The sequence below is a fragment of the Rummeliibacillus pycnus genome, assembly GCF_050459865.1.
Taxonomy (GTDB): Bacteria; Bacillota; Bacilli; order Bacillales_A; family Planococcaceae; genus Rummeliibacillus; species Rummeliibacillus pycnus_B.
The window spans coordinates 1-22,518 of record NZ_JBCMNM010000081.1 but is presented as its reverse complement, the minus strand read 5'-3'; the positions used below and the strand labels follow the sequence as shown (position 1 = coordinate 22,518).

The following is a 22,518-nucleotide window of genomic DNA, read 5'->3' as shown; positions in this document are numbered from 1 at the left end:
TTCGCTTTCCGCGGGCGAGCGTTGAGCCTCCTCGGGGCAACAGGATGTTGGTCACGGAGTCGTTGCCACAGGACGTGGCGTTCTTAGACTCCGTTCCTTAATCGCTCTGCGGGGTCTCACCTGTCTCGCTTTCCCGCAGGAGTCTTCGCTAATTCCACATCAATAAAGATAGCTATACAAGATTTTTTTCATAAAAATTCAGCTTGTGCGCTTAGTATTATTTACATTTCTATGTGTCTTTTCTTATAAGCCATAAAAAGATATAGTTATAGTACAGGAGGAGATATTTTGACAACCATGAAAACCGTACAACAACGTTTTGAAGAAAGTGCGTTCTGGCAAACACTCGGTTTTGAATATATTCATGCTGAAGATGGGATTGCTGAAATTGCATTTAACTACAGAGAAGATCTTACTAATGTCGTAGGTACATTGCACGGTGGTGTATTTATGGCATCACTTGATACAGTTATGGGCATTGCAACACATACACTTGGCTTTGATAAAGTGATTACAATGCAAATGGAAACAAGATTTTTAAAACCAATCACTGATGGACGTATTCAAGCATTAGGACGAGTCATCTCACAAACTCGTTCAACAGCAATACTAGAAGGACGTTTATACGACGAAAATCAAGAGCTTGTTGGATTTGCTACAGCTACATTTAAAGGAATGAATTAATCCACACTCTAACAAAGTGCCTATTTATTTTTTTGTCCATCCTATTATTTTCCTAAATTTTCGTAATTTGAAATGTCTTTGTTACAGAAATGTAATCTATTTTAGTTATAATAGAGAAAATTTCGAAGATTTTAGGAGGATTTTGATGAAAAATATCATACGAAACAGTATGATTATGTTGATTACTACTACCTTTTTAGTAATGAGTAGTATAATTCATACATCTACTGCTAGTGCGGGAATTATCATGAAATTCTCCGATGTTAATAAACAAGATGCTGCTTATTCTTCTATCTTGTTTATTACAAGTAATGATTATATGAATGTCTATAAAGATGCTAAATTTAAACCTAAGCAAGCTGTCACAAAAGCTGATGCTGCGAAATTTGTTGGTAAAGCGAGTGGTATTGATATTGCAAAAGTATCGACTACTAATAGCTATGAAGATATTTCGAAAAAAACTGCAAACTATTCATATATTATTGCTTTAACAGCCATTGATGCATTCACTAATAGTTCGAAATTCTATCCTGATAAGGCTATTACAAAACAAGAAGCAGCAAAACTTTTTGTTAATGCATTAAATTTACCTATGAAAACCGGAAAAGAATTTACAGATGTTTCAGTAAAAAACGCATACAGCGACTACATTTCAACAGCCGCTTCTTATAATATTTTAAAAAGTACTTCATCAAAAAAGTTTCAACCAACAAAGAAAATGAATCGTGATGATTTTGCAGTAGCTCTGAAAAAGGCAATTGATGCAAAAGAGGCAATCGATGAAACACTTCTAGAGGAATATGATGGAGATCAAGAATCACCTGATAGCGATTTAGATGAAAACGTTAATGTAGAAGAGTAAAAATTAATTTTGCTAGTGCCTATTTTGTCTTAACTAAGACGGAATAGGCACTTTTTTTCTTTACTTTTTATCATTATCTTCATTAGAATGCCCTTAATCCCAATCGAGATTAAGGGCATGATATGGATATTATCACATAGCAAAACTAGCTATCTAGTGAATCCTTATCCTTGCTATGTATTTGGTAATTGAGATCGTTCGCATCTTTAATAATATCGTATTTTATAAAATTCCTCTGGATACTTGGAGGTATTAAAATAAAACTTGAATGGTATTCTAATCTAAATTTCAACATCGATGCTCGATTTATTCGTTTCTCAAATGAACTATAACTTAATTGAATATTTAATGAAGAATCATTTGTAAAAATGATTTCTGTACTTTGATTATTATTTTTTTTGTAATTTTTAATATGGTTAAGTGCTAGCCAAACACAATCATTCTTCTTGGGAGATTTTGTTGGGAACCAAACAAGTTGCTGCTTATGATTCATAATAACCGGATACATATTAACTTCTCCAAGAATATAACGTGTACCTTCACTCGCACCTTTTAAACTAGAGCCAAAATAACGTAAATTTTTATCAACAAGCTCAATGGGGCTCAATAGGCTTTCTTTAAGAGCATCCACTTCAAGAATATCAGTTTTATAACTACCAACACCGTCATATGACGGTAAAAAAGCCATTGTATTTTCATGTATTGTATAAAATTCATCTAACATAATTTAACCCTCCTTTATAAAATAGTGGAGATTATGAAATATAGTCTTCTAACTTAAAATTGGTAAATTTCTTGAGTTCAGTTCATTAGACAAATTCACTCGTGTTTTTTAGCCCAAATTAACCACCTGTTCCTGTGTTTATTAACAGATTACTACAAAAAATAAGTATATTCTCCATATATAGATAATCCATTTATACCATTTTATAATTGCAATTTTTAATTGTCAAATAATTCTTTTTTTTCAATTTTTAACATTTAACTTTTCTACAAATCCATTTATACGAGCATTCAGAGACATTGCCACTGTGTTAATGTCATTTATTTTATTCATATTTTAATGTTATCGATAGTACAAATCCCACAAATCAAATTAGTATTTTTTTTGCATTACACTTCTTTAAAAATTATTAAAGGAAGTTTTCCTCATAAAACAATTTGGCAATGAATCCAGCTGAAATGACCTTTTTGTGTATGAACTAAGTAAAACTACATTTTGACAGATAAATAAAATCTCATTCAACGTTAAATTATATATATTTAATTTTTCGGAATTATTTCATTTTTAAATGTTGTTGGATTTTGTAAGATTTTTTACTTATAATATATACGCACAATGAACTATTATTTTTTAAATAAATATAAGTTTTTAGAACTACGAAAGGTGTTTTTAAATTGAATAATATTAAACAACTATTCCAAAGCGAAGATGGCAATGAAAAACAGAGAGAGCAACTAGTAAGTTATCTTGAGAAAATTTTAACATCTATGGACACATTAAAAGATCCATCTAAAACGACACTTGGCCCTATGCAGGAACGCTCAGCTAACTTTTATCAAGAATTGATGGAAGAACATGGTGTCCCTACGAATGGTACGGGATTAGATACAGTCGTGAATGAATTAACTGACTTAATGAAAGGACACCCATTCCATACTCATAACTTTGTAACAAATGTATTACCTATGGCAAGCATTCCAGGTATTTTAGGGTTATTTGTTAATTCTCTTTTAAATGGTAATAACTTATGGGATGTTTACGGACCTGCAGCTACAGAATCTGAAGTAAAAGTCATTTCTATGATGTCTAAATTGGTGGGATATGATTATACTAAGAGCTTCGGTTATACAACTTGGGGTGGACAAGGTGCTGTATTCAGTGGACTTCGCGTAGCGATTGCAAAACAATTCCCACATGCGAAAGAAGAAGGTGTGCCAAATAACCTTTACTGTTTCGCTTCTGAAAATGCGCATTACAGTTTATTAAAATCAATTGAAGCAGTAGGAATTGGGAGCAACCATTTAATCCGAGTTAAAGCCGGAAAAGATCATTCAATGGATATGGATGATTTACAAAAACGTTTATCTGAAGTCATCGAAAAAGGTGGAATTCCAGTATATATTGTTGCAACAACCGGTGCTACAGATAGTTTTGCAATTGACAATATTAAAGAGATTAAAGAAATTACAACTTCTTTAGAAAATCGTCATAACTTGAAACCAATTCATATTCACGCAGATTCAGCGTTAGGCGGATTTTATGCATTCTTTAATGATTATGATTTTGCCAAAAACCCACTGCAATTTGAAGATGAAGTGCTTGAAAGCTTAATGGTCATCCGTTCACGTATGCAATACCTATATATGGCTGATTCGCTATGCTTTGACTTCCAAAAACTCGGTCAAACTCCATACTTAACAAGTCTATTCCTATTAAAAGAAGGTAGTGCACTTGGTCTCCTAGATTTAGAAGATTTTGATACACCATATGTAGGTAATCGTGGATATGGTTCATATCACACAGGCTATACATTAGAATGCTCTCGAATGGGTAGTTCAATTGCCATTTATGCTGCTTTAATGGCATTCGGAAAAACAGGTTATCAAAAAATATTAGCTAATTATGTTCGAGTAAATCTAGCATTCCATCACCAATTAGCAGATAAAATACCATCCCTTCAAGTGGTTAATCCAACTAATATCGGGCCAATTACTGCATTTCGTCTATACCCTAATGGTTATAATTGGGATTCAGAACAAGCAGGTACTTATTCAGTTTCTGAAATTGAAAAAATAAATGCATTAAATTCATCTTTATTTGAAGTATTAGGTAAACACCGTGATGACGTGTTCTTTGGAGACACAACTCGTGTTTGTACTGTTAATGCATCTGACAGCACAGATCGTATTCCAGTTGGGGTAGCCAAGTTCTTCTCTATTTCTCCTTATACAGAAGTAGAACATATACCTGCAATGATTGAGTCACTTATAAGCTCAATTGAAGAATTGGAGGGTTTAACCCTTGAAGTTTCTCGCTAAAAATAGACATTCAATGCTATTTAAGTATATTCTATCTTTTGTCATTCCGATTGCGATAATTTCAGCAATATTCGGTACTATACTTTATTATTCTTGTAACAATATTATTCAATATAAAGTAATGAGTCTTTTTGAAGATAAATTACAACTCGTTTCAAATGAAGTAATGGGGCATATAGATACTTCACTTGTTACGAATGCTGATAATAATGATCAAACACAATATAAAACGCTTTTAGATACATTAAATATAGCAGTAAAACAGCAAAACATTCAAAATGCCTACGTTCTTTCCCGCTCTAATGGACAAGAACATATTGTTGCGTTAAGTGGAACAGATAATCATAATGCTGCTTATAAATTTGATCCTAAGATGAATGATGCAATAGATCAAGACAAAATCATGTTTAGTGATATTTATAAAGATAAATACGGTGTCCATAAATCTATTTTCATACCTTTTAAAGGGACAGATATCATTTTTGGAATAGATATGGATGCTTCATTTATCTCACAAGTTCAAACACAAATAATATGGGTTTCAATAGGTTTAGCATTATTGTTCGTTCTTGTAGGTGCAATACTAGCTTATATCATAAGTAAACAAATTATTAAGCCCGTCCTTGCAATCAACAACTATGTCGATGAAGTTGCAAAAGGCAACTTAGCAGCAAAGAGATTTGAAATTAAAGGAAAAGACGAAATCGCACAATTATCTCATGGTGTGTATCATATGGTTGATGATTTAAGAAACATCATTTCAAACATCAGTTCAAATGCTGAACAAGTAGCAGCTACTTCTGAAGAATTATCTGCTGGTTCTGAACAAACAAGTGCTTCAATAGAACAAGTTACAGTATCTATGCAAGACGTGGCAGCTGGTTCTGATAAGCAAACAGATGCTGTAGAAGAAATTGGTACTAACGTAAATACTATTTCGAAAAAAATGAATGACGTAACAAACTACGTAGAACAAGTTAGTGCAAAAGCAATTGATACAACTCATACAGCAGAAAATGGGAATGCAATCATAAAAAATGCTGTAGAAAAAATGAATACAACTACTGAAATGATTGATACAACTTCTGAAGTAGTGAATCGCTTAAACAATTATTCAAAAGAAATTGGCGAGATTGTTTCATTGATTACTGAAATTGCAGATCAAACAAACTTACTTGCACTTAATGCATCAATTGAAGCTGCACGTGCAGGTGAACATGGTAAAGGTTTCGCAGTTGTTGCTGAAGAAGTAAGAAAACTTGCAGATCAATCTAGAATAGCAGCAAATGATATTAGCAACCGTATTGATTCAATCAAAACTGAATCTTCAAATGCAGTTGATTCAATGTCTACTAGTTATGAAAATCTAAAATTAAGCTCTGAAGCCTTCGATGAAGCAGGTAATGCATTTAACATAATCTATACAGCAGTATCAGATCTAACTTCTCAAATGACGAAAGTAAGTAACGCTATTGAATCTATGAATGGTGGCATTAACAACATTGCTGAATCCATGGAGGAAGTAAGTGTAATTGTTGTTCAAAATTCAAGTAGCATTCAAAATGTTGCAGCAGCTTCTGAAGAACAAACAGCTAGTATGGAAGAAATCACCGCCTCTTCTAACAATCTAGCAACAATGGCTGAGCATCTTCGCATGGCAGTTGGGAAATTTAAGATATAGGGTTAAGGGGTAATTTTTAGAATGGAATATAGCTTTGACATCTTAGTTATCTCTCTAAAAATAAAAACACCAAGGTTGATTATTCTGAACTGACCCCACTGGGTTAGACAAAATAAAAAAGCATCTCTAAAGGAATTCGGGTATTAGTTACCTAACTATTTCTTTGGAGGTGCTTTTTCTAATGGGGACAAGAGTAAGTTATCCGTATGAAGTAAAAATGAAAGCAATTGAAATGAAATTAGCGGGGATTCCAGTACGTTTAGTAATGGAAACTTTGAACATTCGAAATAAAACACAAGTAGAAACGTGGATGCGATGGTATAGAAATGGATTTTTCGCTAATGAAAAAGGTATCCCATAAAAGTCATTTTCCAATGACCTTTTGGATACCTCTTTTTTTACATATCAGAATACATTATTATTATTAATTTTATGAATTTTATTGGTGACAGTGTCCTTTTTTATTTATCTCATCCATGGATTCCATGGATTCCACTGTTGCCACGGGTTCCACGGATTCCATTGTTGCCAAGGATTCCATGGATTCCACGGATTCCACCACGGATTAAAGAATCCTCCACGTCTATCGAAAAATTCGTCACGTCTTGGGAAAAATTCTGAACGTCTAGGGAAGAATTCTTCACGTCTTGGGAAAAATTCTGAACGTCTTGGGAAGAATTCGTCGCGTCTTGGGAAAAATTGTTGACCTGGAAAAAACTGTCTTCCGAAACCGCCCTGTCTGCCGAAAGGTTGAACCATTCATTTTCACTCCTTTATCATTATTCCTTGTAACATATGTAAAAACCTCCATCTGGGTTGGGCTTTAATAATGAAAAATGACATAGCTCGTACTTGTAATCCTATTTTGTAAATTACAAGTAAACTTTCAAATATTGGCTTTTAGTAACAAATCCGTTTATAATACTTAAGGATAATGAACTATCGAAATACAATAAAGCATGACTTTAGGACTCGTAAAATAAAAACTACAATCATGACAAAAATTTTCTCCATCCAACTTTGATTGTTATTGAACCACTCAGTTTTTTAGAGATACCTGACCTAATTCAGTCACCAAACATTTAATTTAGAAAAATGGAGGAATCAAGTTTTGAAGTTTTTAATAAAAAACAAACATTCTATTTTACTTAAGTATATCTTAACCTTAGTCATCCCTATTGCTATTTTCTCAATGATATTCGGCGGAATACTTTATTTTTCTTCTAGTAAAATCATTAATGCTCATGTAATTAGCTTATTTGAAAATAATCTGCAACTTGTTTCTGAGGAAGTAATGACACATATCGATTCATCGCTTGTAAGGGCTGCGGATACTAACGAGCAAACAAAATATGACTATCTCTTAAATATTTTAAATACTGCAAAAGACAAACATAATATTGAAAATGCGTATGTTTTATCTCGTGCAGATGGGAAAGAACATATTGTTGCATTAAGTGATACAGATAAACATAATACTGCCTATAAATTTGATCCTAATGTGAATACAGCAATTGATAAACAGACTATACAATTCAGTGATATTTATACAGATACATATGGTATTCACAAATCTATTTTTGTTCCTATCGTAGGGACAGAAATTGTATTAGGTGTAGATATGGATGCCTCATTTATTTCAAAAATAAAATCTCAAACATTATGGATTTCTATCGGATTAACAGTATTATTCGTCATTATCGGCGCGATTATAGCCATAATCATTAGTAGAAGAATGATCAAGCCAATGATAGACATTAAAGACTATGTCGGTAAGGTTGCACAGGGTAATTTGGCTGCAGAACGATTTGAGGTTATAGGAAAAGATGAAATTGCACAAGTATCACACGGCGTTTATAGAATGGTAGATGAATTGAGTAGTATCATTTCACAAATTACTACAAACGCTGAACAAGTAGCTACGACGGCAGAAGAATTATCTGCTGGTTCTGAGCAGACAACTGCTTCCATAGAACAAGTAACTGGATCTATGCAAGAAGTAGCTGCTGGTTCTGAAAAACAAACGGATGGAATAGAAGAAATAAGTAATAACGTACATGACATTTCGAACAAGATGGATCAAATCACTATATATGTAGAAAAAGTAAGTACAAAAGCAAACGATACAACAAAAACCGCTGAAAATGGTAATGAAATTATACAAAATGCTGTTAAGAAAATGGATATTACAAAAGAAATGATTCAATCAACTTCTGAAGTTGTCAATCGATTGGATAACTACTCAAAAGAAATTGGCCAAATTGTTTCACTCATAACTGAAATTGCCGACCAAACGAACTTACTTGCACTGAATGCCTCTATTGAAGCTGCACGTGCCGGTGAGCATGGGAAAGGTTTCGCTGTCGTTGCAGAAGAAGTAAGAAAACTCGCTGACCAATCAAGAGAAGCGGCAAATGATATTAGTAATCGAATAGACTCTATCAAAATTGAATCTACAAATGCTGTAGAATCCATGTCTACTAGTTACGAAAATCTTCAAGGCAGTGCTCAAGCTTTCGATCAAGCAGGAGATGCGTTTACAGAAATATACACTGCTGTTTCAGATTTAACATCACAAATGAGTAAAGTAAGCAAATCTATTGAATCCATGGATGTTGGAATAAACAACATTGCTGGATCAATGGAAAAAGTAAGCGTAATTGTTGTTCAAAATTCAAGCAGTATCCAAAATGTTGCAGCCGCTTCTGAAGAACAAACTGCGAGTATGGAAGAAATCACTGCAGCTTCAACTAATTTAGCAGGAATGGCTGAACAACTCCAAATAACTGTTAATAAATTCAAACTCTAGTGTTATAAGATAAAACTGCATATATTTCATGTCTTTTCTCTCTTATGCCAAGACCATCATGATGGTCTTGGCTTTTTTCTGTTTCTGTGCCAGATGATAAAGTAAGACTTCGAAATATCTTGTACCTTCTTTAGGTTATACATCTCTACTTTTCAAATACTTCTTGCTAATCCTTACAATCGTATAGAAGTCTTAATTATAATGATTTATTAAATAAAAAATGTCCTTAATCTCAAACATAAGAGATTAAGAACAAATTTTATTGTACAATTGAATGAAATTTGTGTGGGTGTTAGTTACAAATTATAGATGTCTATACCCTGCAAAGTGATTACTCCAGTATGATTCATATACTGAGCTTACTTGCACTTTAGAACCGCTAGCACTTACAAATTTTCCGTTACCCATGTAAAGACCGATGTGAGAAATACCTGATTTATATGTATTTTTGAAAAATACTAAATCGCCTACTTTAGGAGAACTTGTAGCTGTTGAAATTGAGTAGAAACCTGCTGCTGTTGTACGATATGTTCCAATTCCAGCATTTTTGTATGCATAGTATACAAGACCGCTACAATCAAATCCGTTTGTTGATGATCCACCAAATACATAAGGGACACCTTGTTGAGATAAAGCAATAGATACAGCTTTTTCTAATTTTGTATTGTTATTTGATGGTGCAACACTATCGCTAACTTTTTTTGTTGAGCCTTTTACTTTTAATTTTTGACCGGCTCTAATGTTTGTTGATTTTAAATGATTCCAACTCATAAGTGTCTTGTATGATACGCCATATTTCTTACCAATACCTGATAGAGTGTCACCTGACTTTACAGTGTATGTAGAAGTTGAGGTAGAAGTACTTTTCTTACTAGAACTAGATGATGTACCTTTTTTAATTTTTAATTTTTGTCCAGCTTTAATGTTTGTTGATTTTAAATGATTCCAACTCATAATAGTTTTATAAGAAATATGATATTTGGCACCAATTTTAGAAAGTGTGTCGCCTTTTTTTACTGTATATGTAGTAGTTGCTGCTGATGCAGTCGTTTCTTCACCTATTGTTGAGAATAGCATAATCGAGCTCAATGCCATTGCCGATATAATCGTTTTTTTCAATTGTCCTAGCTCCTTTTATATTAATCTACAAAATCTATTATAAAAGGTTTATGTAACAAATCGGTAATATTAATATCAAAATAATATTACAAAATATGAAGAATAATTTACAAAAATAATATTTTTTTGCCTTTTTAAGATTTTTATATCATAAAATCGCTATTTTTTCTTTGTATTATTACGCCAAATAACAAAAAATCCGATTACCACAATTGGAATCGAATCTTTTGTTATTACTTATAAAAGGCTATAAGGAACCTGAGTTTTTACATGTTCAATTTATTTTCTGTTTTTACTTTGTTAGGATGTATAACGCTATTGATGGCTTTACTTTGACTATTTGTTTTTTCAAGCTTTGCCTTTTTTCCATTGTAGGACATACCTGATTCTACATTTTTACGTTTTACTTCATTGATATCCGTCCCTACAACTGTAAATCCATCACGCTTATAATTCAATTGAACACCTCCATTCCTTTATATCTTATCTTTATTCCTACCAGAAAAGGTTATGAGAAAAAATTATTATTTTCATAAGTATCTTCTTTAGCCTTTTTACTTTTGTCTACTCTGTGATATTCAGAAATTTGTACGACCCGAGCATTACTTGTATTCAATTCATGGTAAATTCCTCTAGTATCTGTAAACGAAATATATTGATCACGTTCACTCTGAATTAGTTTTTCCGCTTCTTCTTGCGATTCGATAAAGATAAATCGTCTAACATAATGCTCTTGATCAAAAAAATAAGTAACCTTGAATTCTTTCATCGTTCATCTACACCTCAAATTTGTTTCAGTGATTATTATTATGTGCATCTACTTTTTGACTTCTATAGGATAACCAACTACCATTACTTGAAACATTACGACGAGTGATTTAATAAAAATATCTATTGAATTGAATCAATACTTGCTGCGCTGAATGATGTGGAATTAGCTTCGCTTTCCGCGGGCGAGCGTTGAGGGCAACAGGATGTTGGTCACGGAGTCGTTGCCACAGGACGTGGCGTTCTTAGACTCCGTTCCTTAATCACTCCGGGGTCTCACCTAACCCCTAATAAAAAAACTGATCTAATTGAAGACCAATTTTTTTCAAAATTTCAGGATTTTTTCTATTGAAGTCATGGTATTTTTTCTTCTTTGTCCTATTGGTTGTCTCATTGGAATAAGATATTACAACTTGATTAAACGGAGGAAACGATTATGCACTCCCTATTTCCCTATTTCTTTTTAGGGGTTTCTTTGGCTGCGCCAATTGGACCAGTGAAGGCTACTCTACTTAATTTAGGTATTAATAACGGCTTTTTTCATGCATGGTTTTTTAGTCTTGGAGCGATTGCGACAGATTTAATGTACATGCTATTGGTGTATCTTGGGATTGGTCAATTTATTGAATATCCAATGATCCAATCCATATTATGGTCATTTGGTTGTTTTGTTCTCTTGTATACGGGGATTGAGAATTTACTTACAATGCACAAAGTGAAGTTTAATCCTCAATTCAAGAAAAAGGTACGTCTAAGACATTCATTTCGATCAGGCTTCCTTATTGCATTATTAAATCCTTTAACAATTCTTTTTTGGCTAGGAATCTACGGCTCAGTTCTGGTAGGTGGATCAGGTAGGTTAAGCGGAATTGAAATGGTACTTTACAGTCTATTTATATTACTAGGTATTATTTTGGTAGATTTCATTATGGCAACTGTATCAAGTGGTTCGAGGAAAATTTTATCCACTAAGTTTTTAAACATCGTATCTGCCTTATCCTCTATTTCAATGATTGGATTTGGTATTCATTTTGGTATTTTAGCTTACCATTCATTATTCTAATAAACAGGTTTAATAAAGCTTAACTAAATATTTAGGACACCTATGTCAACATAAAATCAAAACTTTTGGAAATCCTATCTATAATAATTGAAAAAATTCAGAGGTGTCTTTATGGGAAATGTCAATAGAAATGAGGAAAAGGTTAGTATAGGATGTATCATCAGTTTAGCCTCCATTCCTCTTGTCATGACACTAGGGAATTCCATGCTGATTCCTGTACTTCCTATTTTAGAGGAAAAATTAGGAATCTCTTCATTACAATCAAGTATGGTTATTACTAGTTACTCAGTAGCGGCTATTCTGCTCATTCCAGTAGCTGGTTATTTATCAGATCGCTATGGACGAAAGATAGTCATTTTACCAAGTTTGATTTTAGCATTAATCGGTGGACTAATCGCAGCTTTGGCATCATGGAAAATGCAAAATCCCTATACAATAATTATCATTGGTAGAGTATTGCAAGGTATAGGAGCAGCTGGAGCGATGCCAATCGTTATACCGCTGGTGGGTGATTTGTACAATGGTGATGATGAGAAAACCAGTACAACGCTAGGAATTATCGAAACATCCAACACATTCGGAAAGGTTTTAAGCCCTATTCTTGGCTCATCATTTGCTGCCTTATTATGGTTTCTACCGTTTTTCTCTATATCCGTTTTTAGTTTAATCTCCATTATTTTGATCCTCTTTTTTGTAAAAACCCCAAAAGAGAAAGATGAACCTATAGCATTTAAAGAATTTGTTCAAAATGTCAAAAAAACATTTAAACAGGATGGAAGCTGGTTATTCGTAGTATTTCTAATCGGGGTTTACGTTATGCTTGTTTTATTTAGCATGTTATTTTTCCTCTCTGAAGATCTAGAAAAGACCCATGATATACATGGTGTGAAAAAAGGATTCGTATTAGCCATTCCATTATTATTACTATGCATTGCTTCATATGTAACTGGGAAGAAAATCAAAGGAAACTTGAAAACAATAAAGAAAATGATCATTATTTGTTTAATCATTGTTTCGTTAAGTATTGTGTTCGTCGGATTTTCTAAGGAAAGATTAATCCTGTTGCTGGTTGTCGTGAGCATCGCTGGAATCGCATTAGGCGCACTCCTTCCCGTACTTGACGCAATCATTACAGAAAACATTCGAAAAGAGGAGCGCGGAACGGTCACTTCTTTTTATAGCTCCGCAAGATATATCGGTGTTGCAGCTGGACCTCCGGTTATGTCACTCGTGATGAATAATTATCTAAACATGAGCTATATTGTGGCAGGGGTTCTAGGACTGATTCTTTTCCTATTTGTACTCAAATTTATTAAAATTGAGGCAATTGGTGATCAAACTGAAAAAGCATCAAAAAGGACCACTTCTCTTTGATAACAGAATTGGTCCTTATATTTTATGGAAGAGGTACTCTATTTCTGGGAATCTGAAAAAGTCAGCGAGCGAGGAGGCTCGTGGTTCGCCTTAGGAAAAACAAGCTTATAGCAAATTAGTGCCTTCTAAAAAATATAAACTGTTTTACTTAGCATTTAAACTGATAAGAATAAGCGTAATTCCCGCAAAAAGGCAAATCATTCTTGTCACGGAAATTTTATCAGCTAGTCCAAATAATGCTATTGCCGTAGTGACGATTAATACCGTTGGCCCGACTAAAGCAAGCATCGTATTAATATAGAATGCTTTTTCTAAACTATTGTATTTTAACATTAACAAAGCAGCTGTTACTTCAATACTTCCAGACAATAACCGTAATATGACCATCAAAAGGAGCGATTTTTCAATAACTTTCATCATCCAATCTTTTTTGTGATTAAAAGTGAAGCCTGTATATTTCATTTCTCATGTCAATACTGACTTCTGTATTAAAAAATTATTCATTTCAATGTATGTATGATTGGTGATAAATATTTTGTCATTTTATTATTAAGATAGAAAGGAGAAGTGTTTGTGGCATTGGAATCTCTCATAATCTCTATTCACACAAAAAAGCCATCTGATCTAGCAGCGACCAGATAGCTATTGTAGATTTTCGAGACGGCTTAATTTTTTTTAAGACCTTATCTATTCTAGTTGTTTCTTCACAATCTCAACATACGGTGCTTTGTCATATTCAACATAGAGAGCCATCGTGAGTCTTACAGGATCTCCGAAGAAGAAGCGTTCATATAGTGTTTGCCGTGCTCCAAAAGAGCTCATTGTAGCATCCCACGCTAAGCGGAATAGTTTGACACGGTCTTCTGCATTATTTGCAGCGGATTGAAGATATTGATCTAATTCTTTTCTAATTGGAGATTGAAATGCGTTTTCAGTAGGAATCGACATTAATCCACTTGCTCCTAATAGCTGCACAATTTCTGTAAATCGTGGATATATCTTAGGAAAAATATTAATAGCAATTCTAAGTGTTGTATAATCGGGTTGCATTAAACCAGCTTTGTTTGGTTTTGCATCGACTTCAGATTTAATAACAAATGCCTTTAATGTTTCTAAAGCAACAATGATTTCTGTAGCCTTTTCTTGCACATGATAGTAGGTTGAAATATTAATGGAATCGATAATAGACTGAACAATACCAAGCATAAATTCCGTTTTCACAATTTGTCTTGATATAACCTGATGCAATGCAAAAGGCTGAAATGAACTCTGGTTAAGGTAGGATTGCCCAACATCTAGATTGTCATAAAAAAATACACGATCCCAAGGCACTAAAACATTATCAAAAACGACAATCGTATCCATTTCTTCAAAGCGAGAACTTAATGGATAGTTAAATTTAGATTCTCCTCCAACAAAGGATTCTCTACATATAAACTTAAGCCCTTTAGTATTACTAGGGATGGAGAATGCAAAACCACTCTCATCATCATAGGGCCTTCCAGGTGATATTAATAAAATTTCATCTGTGATTCCGCCTTGTGTTGCAAGTAAACGAGCTCCCTTTACAACTAACCCTTCCTTCGTTTTATCCACAATTTTTGCAGCTATTGGCTCTTTGGTTTCTTCCCAGTATTTATAGCTTCGATCTACTTGAGGTTCAATAAACGTATGAGTAAGAGATAAATCATTTTCACGTACATATTCATAATAAGCTTTAATATTTTCAGGGAAACAGTTTTCCTCGTCCTCCAACAAATGAGATGAAGCTGCGAGCGTCATTAGTGCTGTATTCATGTAATCCGGGCTTCTCCCCATCATGCCATTGCTTTCTCTCGCCCAATGCTGGACCATCGCCCTTCTCCTTGCTAAATCTTCCTTAGTCTTTGGCATTAAAAAGGAGAGCCCCACCTTTTCACCTGTTGTTGGAGATGTATACATCATGACATTCTTTAATTTTTCATCATGTTGTAAATCGTAAAGGCTAGCCTGACTTTTCATAACACCCTTAAAAGCTGGATGTTCAGAAATATTTCCAGTTACTTGTTCACCATCAATCCATACATTTGATTTCAGCTTATCAATTCGATCAATATATTGCGCCCCAGTAATCGCAGGCATAACTTTCCCCCTTGTTAAGTATCGCTATCTAAATCCTAAACAGAATATTTATTTTCTAAGTCTATATTATGAAAAATCATATTAAATGTTTACAGCAGTACTTGATGGTCAATAATTGAAAGCAATTAAATACTTGTTATAGTGTCTCTAAACTGGTTGTCCGTCTAAAACTCCACTTAAAAAAGGAAATCTATAACAATGATTCACGCTGAGCAATTCTTCTTAGTGCCGAACAATGAATAATTGGAAGAAAAAAAATAGCCCCCTATCTTCAAAAGATGTGAGGCTAAGTTATTTTTACTAATGGAATTGTACTTTCATTCAAATATTTAAATCTTTTCTAAACCTTTTTCTAGGGATTTGTTTATTCGTTATGACGAATTTCCTTAGATTCTAATTCCCTGTCAAGCATCTCAAATATCTGATTGTAACTAGGACCGGATGCAGCATTTAGTCTTTTTACTTCCTCAATATCCGTTCCAGTCCATGTATACTTTTTTGGCGTATCGGGATCAATCATATTTCCATTCGCTGTTGGATCAAATTCATGATTGGCAGCCATTTCTTTTATCTCGTTATAAGTAGGACCTGATTGCGCATTTTGCCTTTTAACTTCTTCTATATTTGTTCCTGCTACTGTATATTTTTCGTTGGTCATTTCATCACCTCCATATTTTTCATAATGTTTCTCTATTATTTAGTGTCACCTTTATCCTAAGTTTTATTCTGCTCCCTATTGTTCTTCATGTGGTTCTATATTTTGACCTTGAGCTTCATGGATACTGAGTCCGCCTGATGAGAACATTGGCTGTTTATTGTAATTCACCGGGTGGCTATAGGCTGATGTTGCGGTTCCTCCTAATTCTGAAACAACGGATTTAATCGCATTGTTTGTTACAGACGGGTACGTTCCTTTTCCTATGACTTCATCGACACCTAATTCCACTTTCTCGGATTTTTTTTGTTCATCTTTTTTCATCAATTCACCTCCATTTTCTTTATGCTTCCACAAAAGAATTTTTTTATGAGATGGTTTTCTTCTATTATTAATAGTTCTTTGCATGGAATCCTTCTATTAACGAACTGCTACTCATAATCTGTTTCAAAATTAGGATATAAATTGATGTGTACGCGGAAATAATTTGGATAATCGCGGAAAAGTCAGATCAAATCGCGGAATCGCTTCAAGAGAAGGAAGCGATTTTGACGTGAAAGATGGAATCATTTGAATTTTTTATAATGGGAGACAATTAGTTTGATGCTAAATTTAAGCGAAGTTTGCTGTTGTATGACTATTTGATAGTAAATAAAATGTTTGTTTTCAACTAATTCTAACAACTAGTTATAATTTCTCCTCTTTTTGGAAAGGATGTATTTAGCTTTTTAAGAAGGAGGTGGAAATGATGATTAAGAAGTTAGTCAGTGTTGTACTTGTATGTTTCATATCTTTTTTAGCAGGATCGTATTATACGATGAACAATCCTTCCACTCCCCTCAACGATTGGAATAAAACGAGTATTGAGTTATTTGCTTCTACACCTGCAACTCTGAATTCAGCTTTTGAAGATTTAAAGATTGTCTTAACCACATCAATGGATTTTATAGATAGTAAAATAGACAACTTACTAGCTCCGAATAAAGATGAATCCAATAATATAGAAAAAAACCAACCTAAACAAGGTAATCCTTTAGAAAAACCGGCTGATGATTTGCAAAAAATAGATGTGGATCATGAAGAAAAAGATATAATGCCTGCGAGAGGTGGGATTGAAATTTGAGTAAAATATCTCCCTCAATTGAACAATTAAATGATAAATAGAAAAACCCCATCCGAGTTCGAATAAATCTCATGGATGGGGTTTTTATTCGCTCTTTTGGGCTGGTTATTCGCTTTCTTCATCCATTTATTCGCTCTCCCCGCTAATTTATTCGCTCTTTTTGAAATTGTATTCGCCCTTTCAGCAATTCAAGTCCTAATTTCTCACCTTTCACGCGGCAAGGTTTCTTGGTTGATTCCAGATTATTGGTTCGCGGATGAGGGTTTTGGGTATCTTTATTCGCTCTTGTGGCTTGGTTATTCGCTTTCTTTATCCATTTATTCACTCTCTCCGTTAATTTATTCGCTCTTTTTGAAATTGTATTCGCCCTTTCAGCAATTCAAGTCCTAATTGCTCACCTTTCACGCGGCAAGGTTTCTTGGTTGATTCCAGATTTTTGGTTCGCGGATGAGGGTTTTGGGTATCTTTATTCGCTCTTTTGGGCTGGTTATTCGCTTTCTTCATCCATTTATTCGCTCTCCCCGCTAATTTATTCGCTCTTTTTGAAATTGTATTCGCCCTTTCAGCAATTCAAGTCCTAATTACTCACCTTTCACGCGGCAAGGGTTCTTGGTTGATTCCGAATTTCCGTTTCACGGATGCTAATGATTATTCGCCTTTATATAGACTAATCAATGTTCCCATCATATAATAAGAAATATAAACACAAAATACGAACATTAAGGTGTAGTTAATGAAAAAATATACGCGAATTTTCCAAGGTACTGCTTTTTCAAGTAAGTCACCAAAAGAAGTAAACATTTTGAAAGATTATCTATTCTGCATTAACGAAGATGGCATGATTGAAAAAGTTGCAGGACCAGAAGATGAAGCTTATCAGGAGCTGTTAGGTACTTATTCGGGTGAAGCGAACTTTCATCGTTTAGCTGAAGGGCAATATTTTTTGCCTGGATTTGTTGATTTACATGTTCATGCGCCACAATGGGCTCAATCAGGCACTGCTTTAGATTTACCACTTTATGATTGGTTAAATACATACACTTTCCCACTTGAGTCAAAATTTTCGGATTTGCAATTTGCAGAAAATGTTTATCAAGATTTAGTCAGTACCTTACTAGCAAATGGCACAACAACAGCACTTTATTTTGCTACTATTCATAAAGAAGCAAGTTTACTACTAGCTGAAATATGTGCTAAAAAAGGTCAGCGTGGCCTAATAGGAAAAGTAGTGATGGATGATCCAGAGCAAAATCCAATTGATTATCGTGATGAAAACACAGATCAAGCTATAAAAGATACAGAAGAATTTATTTTAGCTGTAAAAGAATTAGCCGAACAAGTTAAACAAGGTGTGTACCCAGTTGTTACGCCGCGTTTTATACCTAGCTGCACAGACAATGCGTTGAAAGGTTTAGGAGAACTCGCTGCAAAATATGATACACATGTGCAATCACATTGTAGTGAAAGCGATTGGGCACATGGTTCTGTGAGAGAGCGCTTTGACAAAAATGATGCCTTTGCTTTAAATGATTTTGGTCTTTTACGCGACAAGTCTGTCATGGCACATTGTAATTTTTTAAGCGATGATGATGTAGATTTATTTGCTGAAACAGGAACTGCAATTAGTCATTGCCCTATTTCGAATGCTTATTTTGCCAACAGCGTAATTCCAATTGCTCATTTCCATGAAAAAGGTGTAGAAATTGGTTTAGGCTCTGATGTCTCTGGAGGTTTTTCACCTAGTCTTTTCGATAATGCAAGACAAGCTGTAATGTCTTCCAGAATGTTAGAAGATGGTGTCAATCCAAATCTACCTTCTGAAGGTCGAGGGGTACCATCATCTCGCATCACGATTAATCAGGCCTTCTATTTTGCAACTGCTGGTGGTGGAGAAAGCTTAAGTTTACCAATCGGTCGCTTAGAAGAAAACTATGTTTGGGATGTTCAAGTAATTGATACCAACATAGCATCTGCTAAACTCCCTATTTTTAATAAAGAAGAAGATTTACTTGATATCTTCCAAAAAATCATGTATCTTGTGCGCCCAGAAAATATTCGTGAAGTTTGGGTACAAGGAGACCTTGTCCATTCACGATAGTGAAATGGCGCAGAACAATAAAAAAAGAAAAGAGCAAACTAACAGCAAATTTGCCGTTGGTTTGCTCTTTTCGATTTAAGGTTCAGGATGCTCACTCAAGCTTTTTAATTTCCTTCTATTTTTACTTTTTCATCGCCATCGAGCGTAACCGAATGAGGAGGCTCATCGTCGGTCGGTGGAAAAGTTAGCATTCCCCGAAGCTATATGCATACTTTAAAGATTCTTTTATTCAAAAAGCCCGCTCAATATATATTTTGCATATTGTTTTTTGGACATACTTTTTAATTCGGCTTTTTGGAAATGGAATGTTTTCATAGGCGTGATGAAGTTTGATGCAGATGCGAGTGAGATGGCATCTTTATCTTTTACAATTACATCATTTGCTTGAAGTCCTTTTGCAACCTGATTTTCCCCTTTATATCCTACCCCCAAAGTAATTTCTTGTCTTTGGACAATGCCTTTGGAAGTAAGTTGATAGACATAGTGTTTTTTGTCTGATTTCCACATGGATTTAGATGAAATAATCGGAACACCGGATGCTTCGTCTACAATCACTTGCATCTTCATATCCGTTCCAACTAGTAACGGTTTATCTTTTTTAACCGCCTCAATTTGACCACCTTGCGTTTGCATATCTTCTGTTTGTCCATCAACAGTTTGATTTGATTTTCCTTCTGATGTTTGTCCATCTTTCATTCCATCTTCAGACAAATTATCTGATTGGCCGTCCTTCGCTTGCTTGTCTACTTTAGTTTTATTGGCTGTCTCTTCATTTAACTTAACCAAAAATGAATAACTTGGCTCTTTCTTTTTCTTTGCATCATTATTAGGATAGGTGATTACCTTCGTAACAGTTCCGTTGTAAGTTTTATCCGTTAATTTTGAATATAATTTAACTTTTTGTCCAACCATTACTTCTTGTACTTGCTTTGCTGGTACAACTGCTTTTACAACTGAATTTGTAGAGGCAATCGTCATCATCGGATCTTTTAAATCAGCATTGATGTTCACCACTTGACCATCTACAGAACTCACAACATTCAAATCGGCTAACTGTTCTTCCATTCTAGATATTTTTGCTTCATTTGCAGATGATGCTGCTTCTAACTTTCCTTTTTCCGCTTCTGCCTCTGCAATCTTTTGTTGAACATTTCCTTCAACAATTGAAGAAACATTCACATTAACATCTAGATTAATCTTTTTGTTATCTGATTCCGCGTTTGTTATATCCGAAGAGTCACTTGTATCGATTTGTTGCAATTGAGAAATTTCTTGGTCAACACTATCTATTTCTCCTTGCAAACGAGCCGCTTCATCTTCTAAATCCGCTTTTCTTTCTTCTAGTTTTTGTGAATCATAAGAAAATAAAGGTGTACCATTCGAAACGAGATCTCCCTCTTTTACCAAAATCGTACCTAAAGAACCTTTTTGATCGTCAAAATACACATTCGTTTCATTCTCTGGCTCCGTTACACCCCTCGTATGCAATATTTTCTTCACATTACCTTGTTCTATTTTTGTCCATTCACTGATATTTACAGTTCTAGCTGCCTTACTATCATCCTTTAATAAGAGGAAAAGATTACTTCCAACAAAAATCACGACAACAGCAGCAATAATATACTTGCCCCATTTTTTCAAGTTTCTCATCCTCCTTTAAAAAAAGAATCCTATTTTGATATAAGACATAAAGCTGGCAAAAATCCAATACAGTAAAAACAAAATCCCAATAGCAATTAGTAGAGTCATTTTTCGAACTTCTACTATTTTAGATAAATAGTAATAAGAATAAGCTAACATGACAATTCGGAATAATGTAATTTCACTAAGGAAATGAATCATTACTTCGTTATCAGTTATGTATTGTGCAATAATGCCAAACGAAAAAATATTAGAAGTCACACCGATATTAAGTAATAAAAATAGTGGAATCTGAATGATTTTTTCAATTAAGAAAATGCCAAATATACTCATTTGAGCAATGACTAATTTTCGAAAGCTACCATTAATAAAGGCAAAATAATACAAAGCACTTCCAAATAGAAATACACATGGAATCAAAATACCTTGAAACAATCTTCCGATTAAAAATAATTGCTTTCTCGCTTCAAATCCATGTCCACTAATAGTTGTTAATTCTTTCGAAAGCGATTCAGCCCCAATTCCTAGGGCTCCACTTACCACATATACACATATGCTTACTGCGAACAGAATCAAAATATGTAACTTATAATGTGAATAATCTTCAGCTTCCTGTAACTTAGTACGATAATCCTTTGGTTTTAAAATCCCGTTTAATGGCTGTACTTTCAGTGTCATTTTTATTTCTCCTTTTAGTAGCGGTTACTCGTTGCAAATGAAACATTGACTGACTTTCGAGCCTCATCATTTGCTAGGACTTTCTCCTGCATTGTTTCGCTAGCTTCTTCACAAAAAAATTTTTACTGCAGGGGGTTTCTGCTAGTTTTTCGGCAGGAGTATCGGGGCATTCATCTCCACTTTTTACACGCCAAAAATAATATATATCCTTTATTCAACAGAATAATGATTCTTGTCATACAAATACAGAAAGCTCTGTAGAGAGGGTTCTCATAACAGAGCTTTAATTAGAAAAACACTTATGTATTTCAATTGATATTATCGTTCTCTTCTCATACTTCCCTTTTATTTTAGTAACATATGGAATGAGTTGTCAACACTCTACTAAGCTATATTTATATTAAAATTTGTATAGGTATTGTAAATAAATATTAACATAAATAGGAAAGTATGGGTGTTTTTTAATTATTATAAGTAATCATTCATATGAAATATACGAACATTTATAATGATATACAATTTTTTTCATTATGGAGCGAAGTTGAAAATTCATCATAAAAATCTTGTATAGCTATCTTTGTTGATGTGGAATTAGCGAAGACTCCTGCGGGAAAGCGAGACAGGTGAGACCCCGCAGTAAAGCGATTAAGGAACGGAGTCTAAGAACGCCACGTCCTGTGGCAACGACTCCGTGACCAACATCCTGTTGCCCCGACGAGGCTCAACGCTCGCCCGCGGAAAGCGAAGCTGATTCCACTTCATGTTATCGTAGATGTCCTTTTACACAACCGAATACAAAT

The 22,518-nt window shown here is 34.1% G+C and carries 21 protein-coding genes and 1 pseudogene; 10 read left to right on the top strand and 12 right to left on the bottom strand.

What is annotated here, in order from left to right; translation table 11 throughout:
* The first annotated feature begins 297 nt into the window (after window positions 1–297).
* Complete coding sequence (locus ABE048_RS16280) at window positions 298–684, top strand: PaaI family thioesterase (protein WP_430312328.1); 387 nt, start codon at window positions 298–300, stop codon at window positions 682–684.
* Window positions 685–829: 145 nt separating this feature from the next.
* Window positions 830–1,546: an S-layer homology domain-containing protein gene (locus tag ABE048_RS16275; RefSeq protein ID WP_430312326.1), complete on the top strand. Its 717-nt coding sequence runs from the start codon at window positions 830–832 to the stop codon at window positions 1,544–1,546.
* A gap of 145 nt (window positions 1,547–1,691) precedes the next feature.
* On the opposite strand, the gene ABE048_RS16270 is transcribed toward ABE048_RS16275, so the two are convergent.
* Complete coding sequence (locus ABE048_RS16270; protein ID WP_430312325.1) at window positions 1,692–2,270, bottom strand: competence protein ComK; 579 nt, start codon at window positions 2,268–2,270, stop codon at window positions 1,692–1,694.
* Between the two features lie 674 nt (window positions 2,271–2,944).
* On the opposite strand from ABE048_RS16270, the gene ABE048_RS16265 reads away from it, so the two are divergent.
* The 3 genes and pseudogenes from ABE048_RS16265 to ABE048_RS16255 all read left to right on the top strand — a co-directional run.
* A complete protein-coding gene (locus tag ABE048_RS16265; RefSeq protein ID WP_430312324.1) occupies window positions 2,945–4,588 on the top strand; it encodes a pyridoxal phosphate-dependent decarboxylase family protein in 1,644 nt (547 codons plus the stop codon).
* The gene (locus tag ABE048_RS16260; RefSeq protein WP_430312323.1) at window positions 4,572–6,269 is read left to right on the top strand and encodes a methyl-accepting chemotaxis protein; all 1,698 of its coding nucleotides are present in this window, start codon (window positions 4,572–4,574) and stop codon (window positions 6,267–6,269) included. Before ABE048_RS16265 ends, ABE048_RS16260 begins: the two co-directional genes overlap by 17 nt.
* A gap of 181 nt (window positions 6,270–6,450) precedes the next feature.
* Window positions 6,451–6,600: pseudogene (locus ABE048_RS16255) on the top strand (IS3 family transposase); the annotation flags it as partial.
* Window positions 6,601–6,734: 134 nt separating this feature from the next.
* Here ABE048_RS16255 and ABE048_RS16250 read toward each other — a convergent pair.
* Window positions 6,735–7,028: a hypothetical protein gene (locus ABE048_RS16250; protein ID WP_430312322.1), complete on the bottom strand. Its 294-nt coding sequence runs from the start codon at window positions 7,026–7,028 to the stop codon at window positions 6,735–6,737.
* A 352-nt stretch (window positions 7,029–7,380) separates the two neighbouring features.
* On the opposite strand from ABE048_RS16250, the gene ABE048_RS16245 reads away from it, so the two are divergent.
* A complete protein-coding gene (locus ABE048_RS16245; protein ID WP_430312321.1) occupies window positions 7,381–9,078 on the top strand; it encodes a methyl-accepting chemotaxis protein in 1,698 nt (565 codons plus the stop codon).
* A gap of 303 nt (window positions 9,079–9,381) precedes the next feature.
* Here ABE048_RS16245 and ABE048_RS16240 read toward each other — a convergent pair whose 3' ends face one another.
* The 3 genes from ABE048_RS16240 to ABE048_RS16230 all read right to left on the bottom strand — a co-directional run bounded on the left by ABE048_RS16240 (window position 9,382) and on the right by ABE048_RS16230 (window position 10,966).
* A complete protein-coding gene (locus tag ABE048_RS16240) occupies window positions 9,382–10,197 on the bottom strand; it encodes a LysM peptidoglycan-binding domain-containing protein (RefSeq protein WP_430312320.1) in 816 nt (271 codons plus the stop codon).
* 266 nt (window positions 10,198–10,463) lie between these two features.
* Entirely contained in the window at window positions 10,464–10,655 is a 192-nt protein-coding gene (locus ABE048_RS16235; protein ID WP_430312319.1) for a gamma-type small acid-soluble spore protein, read from the bottom strand.
* A 50-nt stretch (window positions 10,656–10,705) separates the two neighbouring features.
* Window positions 10,706–10,966: a hypothetical protein gene (locus tag ABE048_RS16230; RefSeq protein WP_430312318.1), complete on the bottom strand. Its 261-nt coding sequence runs from the start codon at window positions 10,964–10,966 to the stop codon at window positions 10,706–10,708.
* Between the two features lie 435 nt (window positions 10,967–11,401).
* Between ABE048_RS16230 and ABE048_RS16225 the strand changes: the two genes are divergently transcribed.
* Together ABE048_RS16225 and ABE048_RS16220 are read left to right on the top strand one after the other, a co-directional pair.
* A complete protein-coding gene (locus ABE048_RS16225; RefSeq protein ID WP_430312317.1) occupies window positions 11,402–12,028 on the top strand; it encodes a LysE family transporter in 627 nt (208 codons plus the stop codon).
* 111 nt (window positions 12,029–12,139) lie between these two features.
* Window positions 12,140–13,402, top strand: coding sequence for an MFS transporter (locus tag ABE048_RS16220; RefSeq protein WP_430312316.1), 1,263 nt, complete (start codon window positions 12,140–12,142; stop codon window positions 13,400–13,402).
* A gap of 144 nt (window positions 13,403–13,546) precedes the next feature.
* Here the strand turns inward: ABE048_RS16220 and ABE048_RS16215 are convergent, their stop codons facing one another.
* From ABE048_RS16215 to ABE048_RS16200, 4 genes are all read right to left on the bottom strand, one after another.
* Entirely contained in the window at window positions 13,547–13,822 is a 276-nt protein-coding gene (locus tag ABE048_RS16215) for a YqhV family protein (protein WP_430312327.1), read from the bottom strand.
* 267 nt (window positions 13,823–14,089) lie between these two features.
* Window positions 14,090–15,523: a 4-hydroxyphenylacetate 3-monooxygenase, oxygenase component gene (gene hpaB, locus ABE048_RS16210; RefSeq protein WP_430312315.1), complete on the bottom strand. Its 1,434-nt coding sequence runs from the start codon at window positions 15,521–15,523 to the stop codon at window positions 14,090–14,092.
* Window positions 15,524–15,887: 364 nt separating this feature from the next.
* Window positions 15,888–16,181 carry a hypothetical protein gene (locus tag ABE048_RS16205; RefSeq protein ID WP_430312329.1) on the bottom strand — a complete coding sequence of 98 codons (294 nt, stop codon included), beginning with the start codon at window positions 16,179–16,181 and terminating at the stop codon, window positions 15,888–15,890.
* Window positions 16,182–16,256: 75 nt separating this feature from the next.
* Window positions 16,257–16,502 carry a hypothetical protein gene (locus ABE048_RS16200; protein WP_430312314.1) on the bottom strand — a complete coding sequence of 82 codons (246 nt, stop codon included), beginning with the start codon at window positions 16,500–16,502 and terminating at the stop codon, window positions 16,257–16,259.
* A 424-nt stretch (window positions 16,503–16,926) separates the two neighbouring features.
* Between ABE048_RS16200 and ABE048_RS16195 the strand changes: the two genes are divergently transcribed.
* Window positions 16,927–17,301: a hypothetical protein gene (locus tag ABE048_RS16195; protein WP_430312313.1), complete on the top strand. Its 375-nt coding sequence runs from the start codon at window positions 16,927–16,929 to the stop codon at window positions 17,299–17,301.
* A gap of 333 nt (window positions 17,302–17,634) precedes the next feature.
* Here the strand turns inward: ABE048_RS16195 and ABE048_RS16190 are convergent, their stop codons facing one another.
* Window positions 17,635–17,805: a hypothetical protein gene (locus tag ABE048_RS16190; RefSeq protein WP_430312312.1), complete on the bottom strand. Its 171-nt coding sequence runs from the start codon at window positions 17,803–17,805 to the stop codon at window positions 17,635–17,637.
* Between the two features lie 229 nt (window positions 17,806–18,034).
* Between ABE048_RS16190 and guaD the strand changes: the two genes are divergently transcribed.
* Window positions 18,035–19,399: a guanine deaminase gene (guaD, locus tag ABE048_RS16185; protein WP_430312311.1), complete on the top strand. Its 1,365-nt coding sequence runs from the start codon at window positions 18,035–18,037 to the stop codon at window positions 19,397–19,399.
* A gap of 225 nt (window positions 19,400–19,624) precedes the next feature.
* Here the strand turns inward: guaD and ABE048_RS16180 are convergent, their stop codons facing one another.
* Together ABE048_RS16180 and ABE048_RS16175 are read right to left on the bottom strand one after the other, a co-directional pair.
* A complete protein-coding gene (locus ABE048_RS16180) occupies window positions 19,625–21,040 on the bottom strand; it encodes an efflux RND transporter periplasmic adaptor subunit (RefSeq protein WP_430312310.1) in 1,416 nt (471 codons plus the stop codon).
* 15 nt (window positions 21,041–21,055) lie between these two features.
* Window positions 21,056–21,718 carry a hypothetical protein gene (locus tag ABE048_RS16175; protein WP_430312309.1) on the bottom strand — a complete coding sequence of 221 codons (663 nt, stop codon included), beginning with the start codon at window positions 21,716–21,718 and terminating at the stop codon, window positions 21,056–21,058.
* Between the last annotated feature and the right edge of the window lie 800 nt (window positions 21,719–22,518).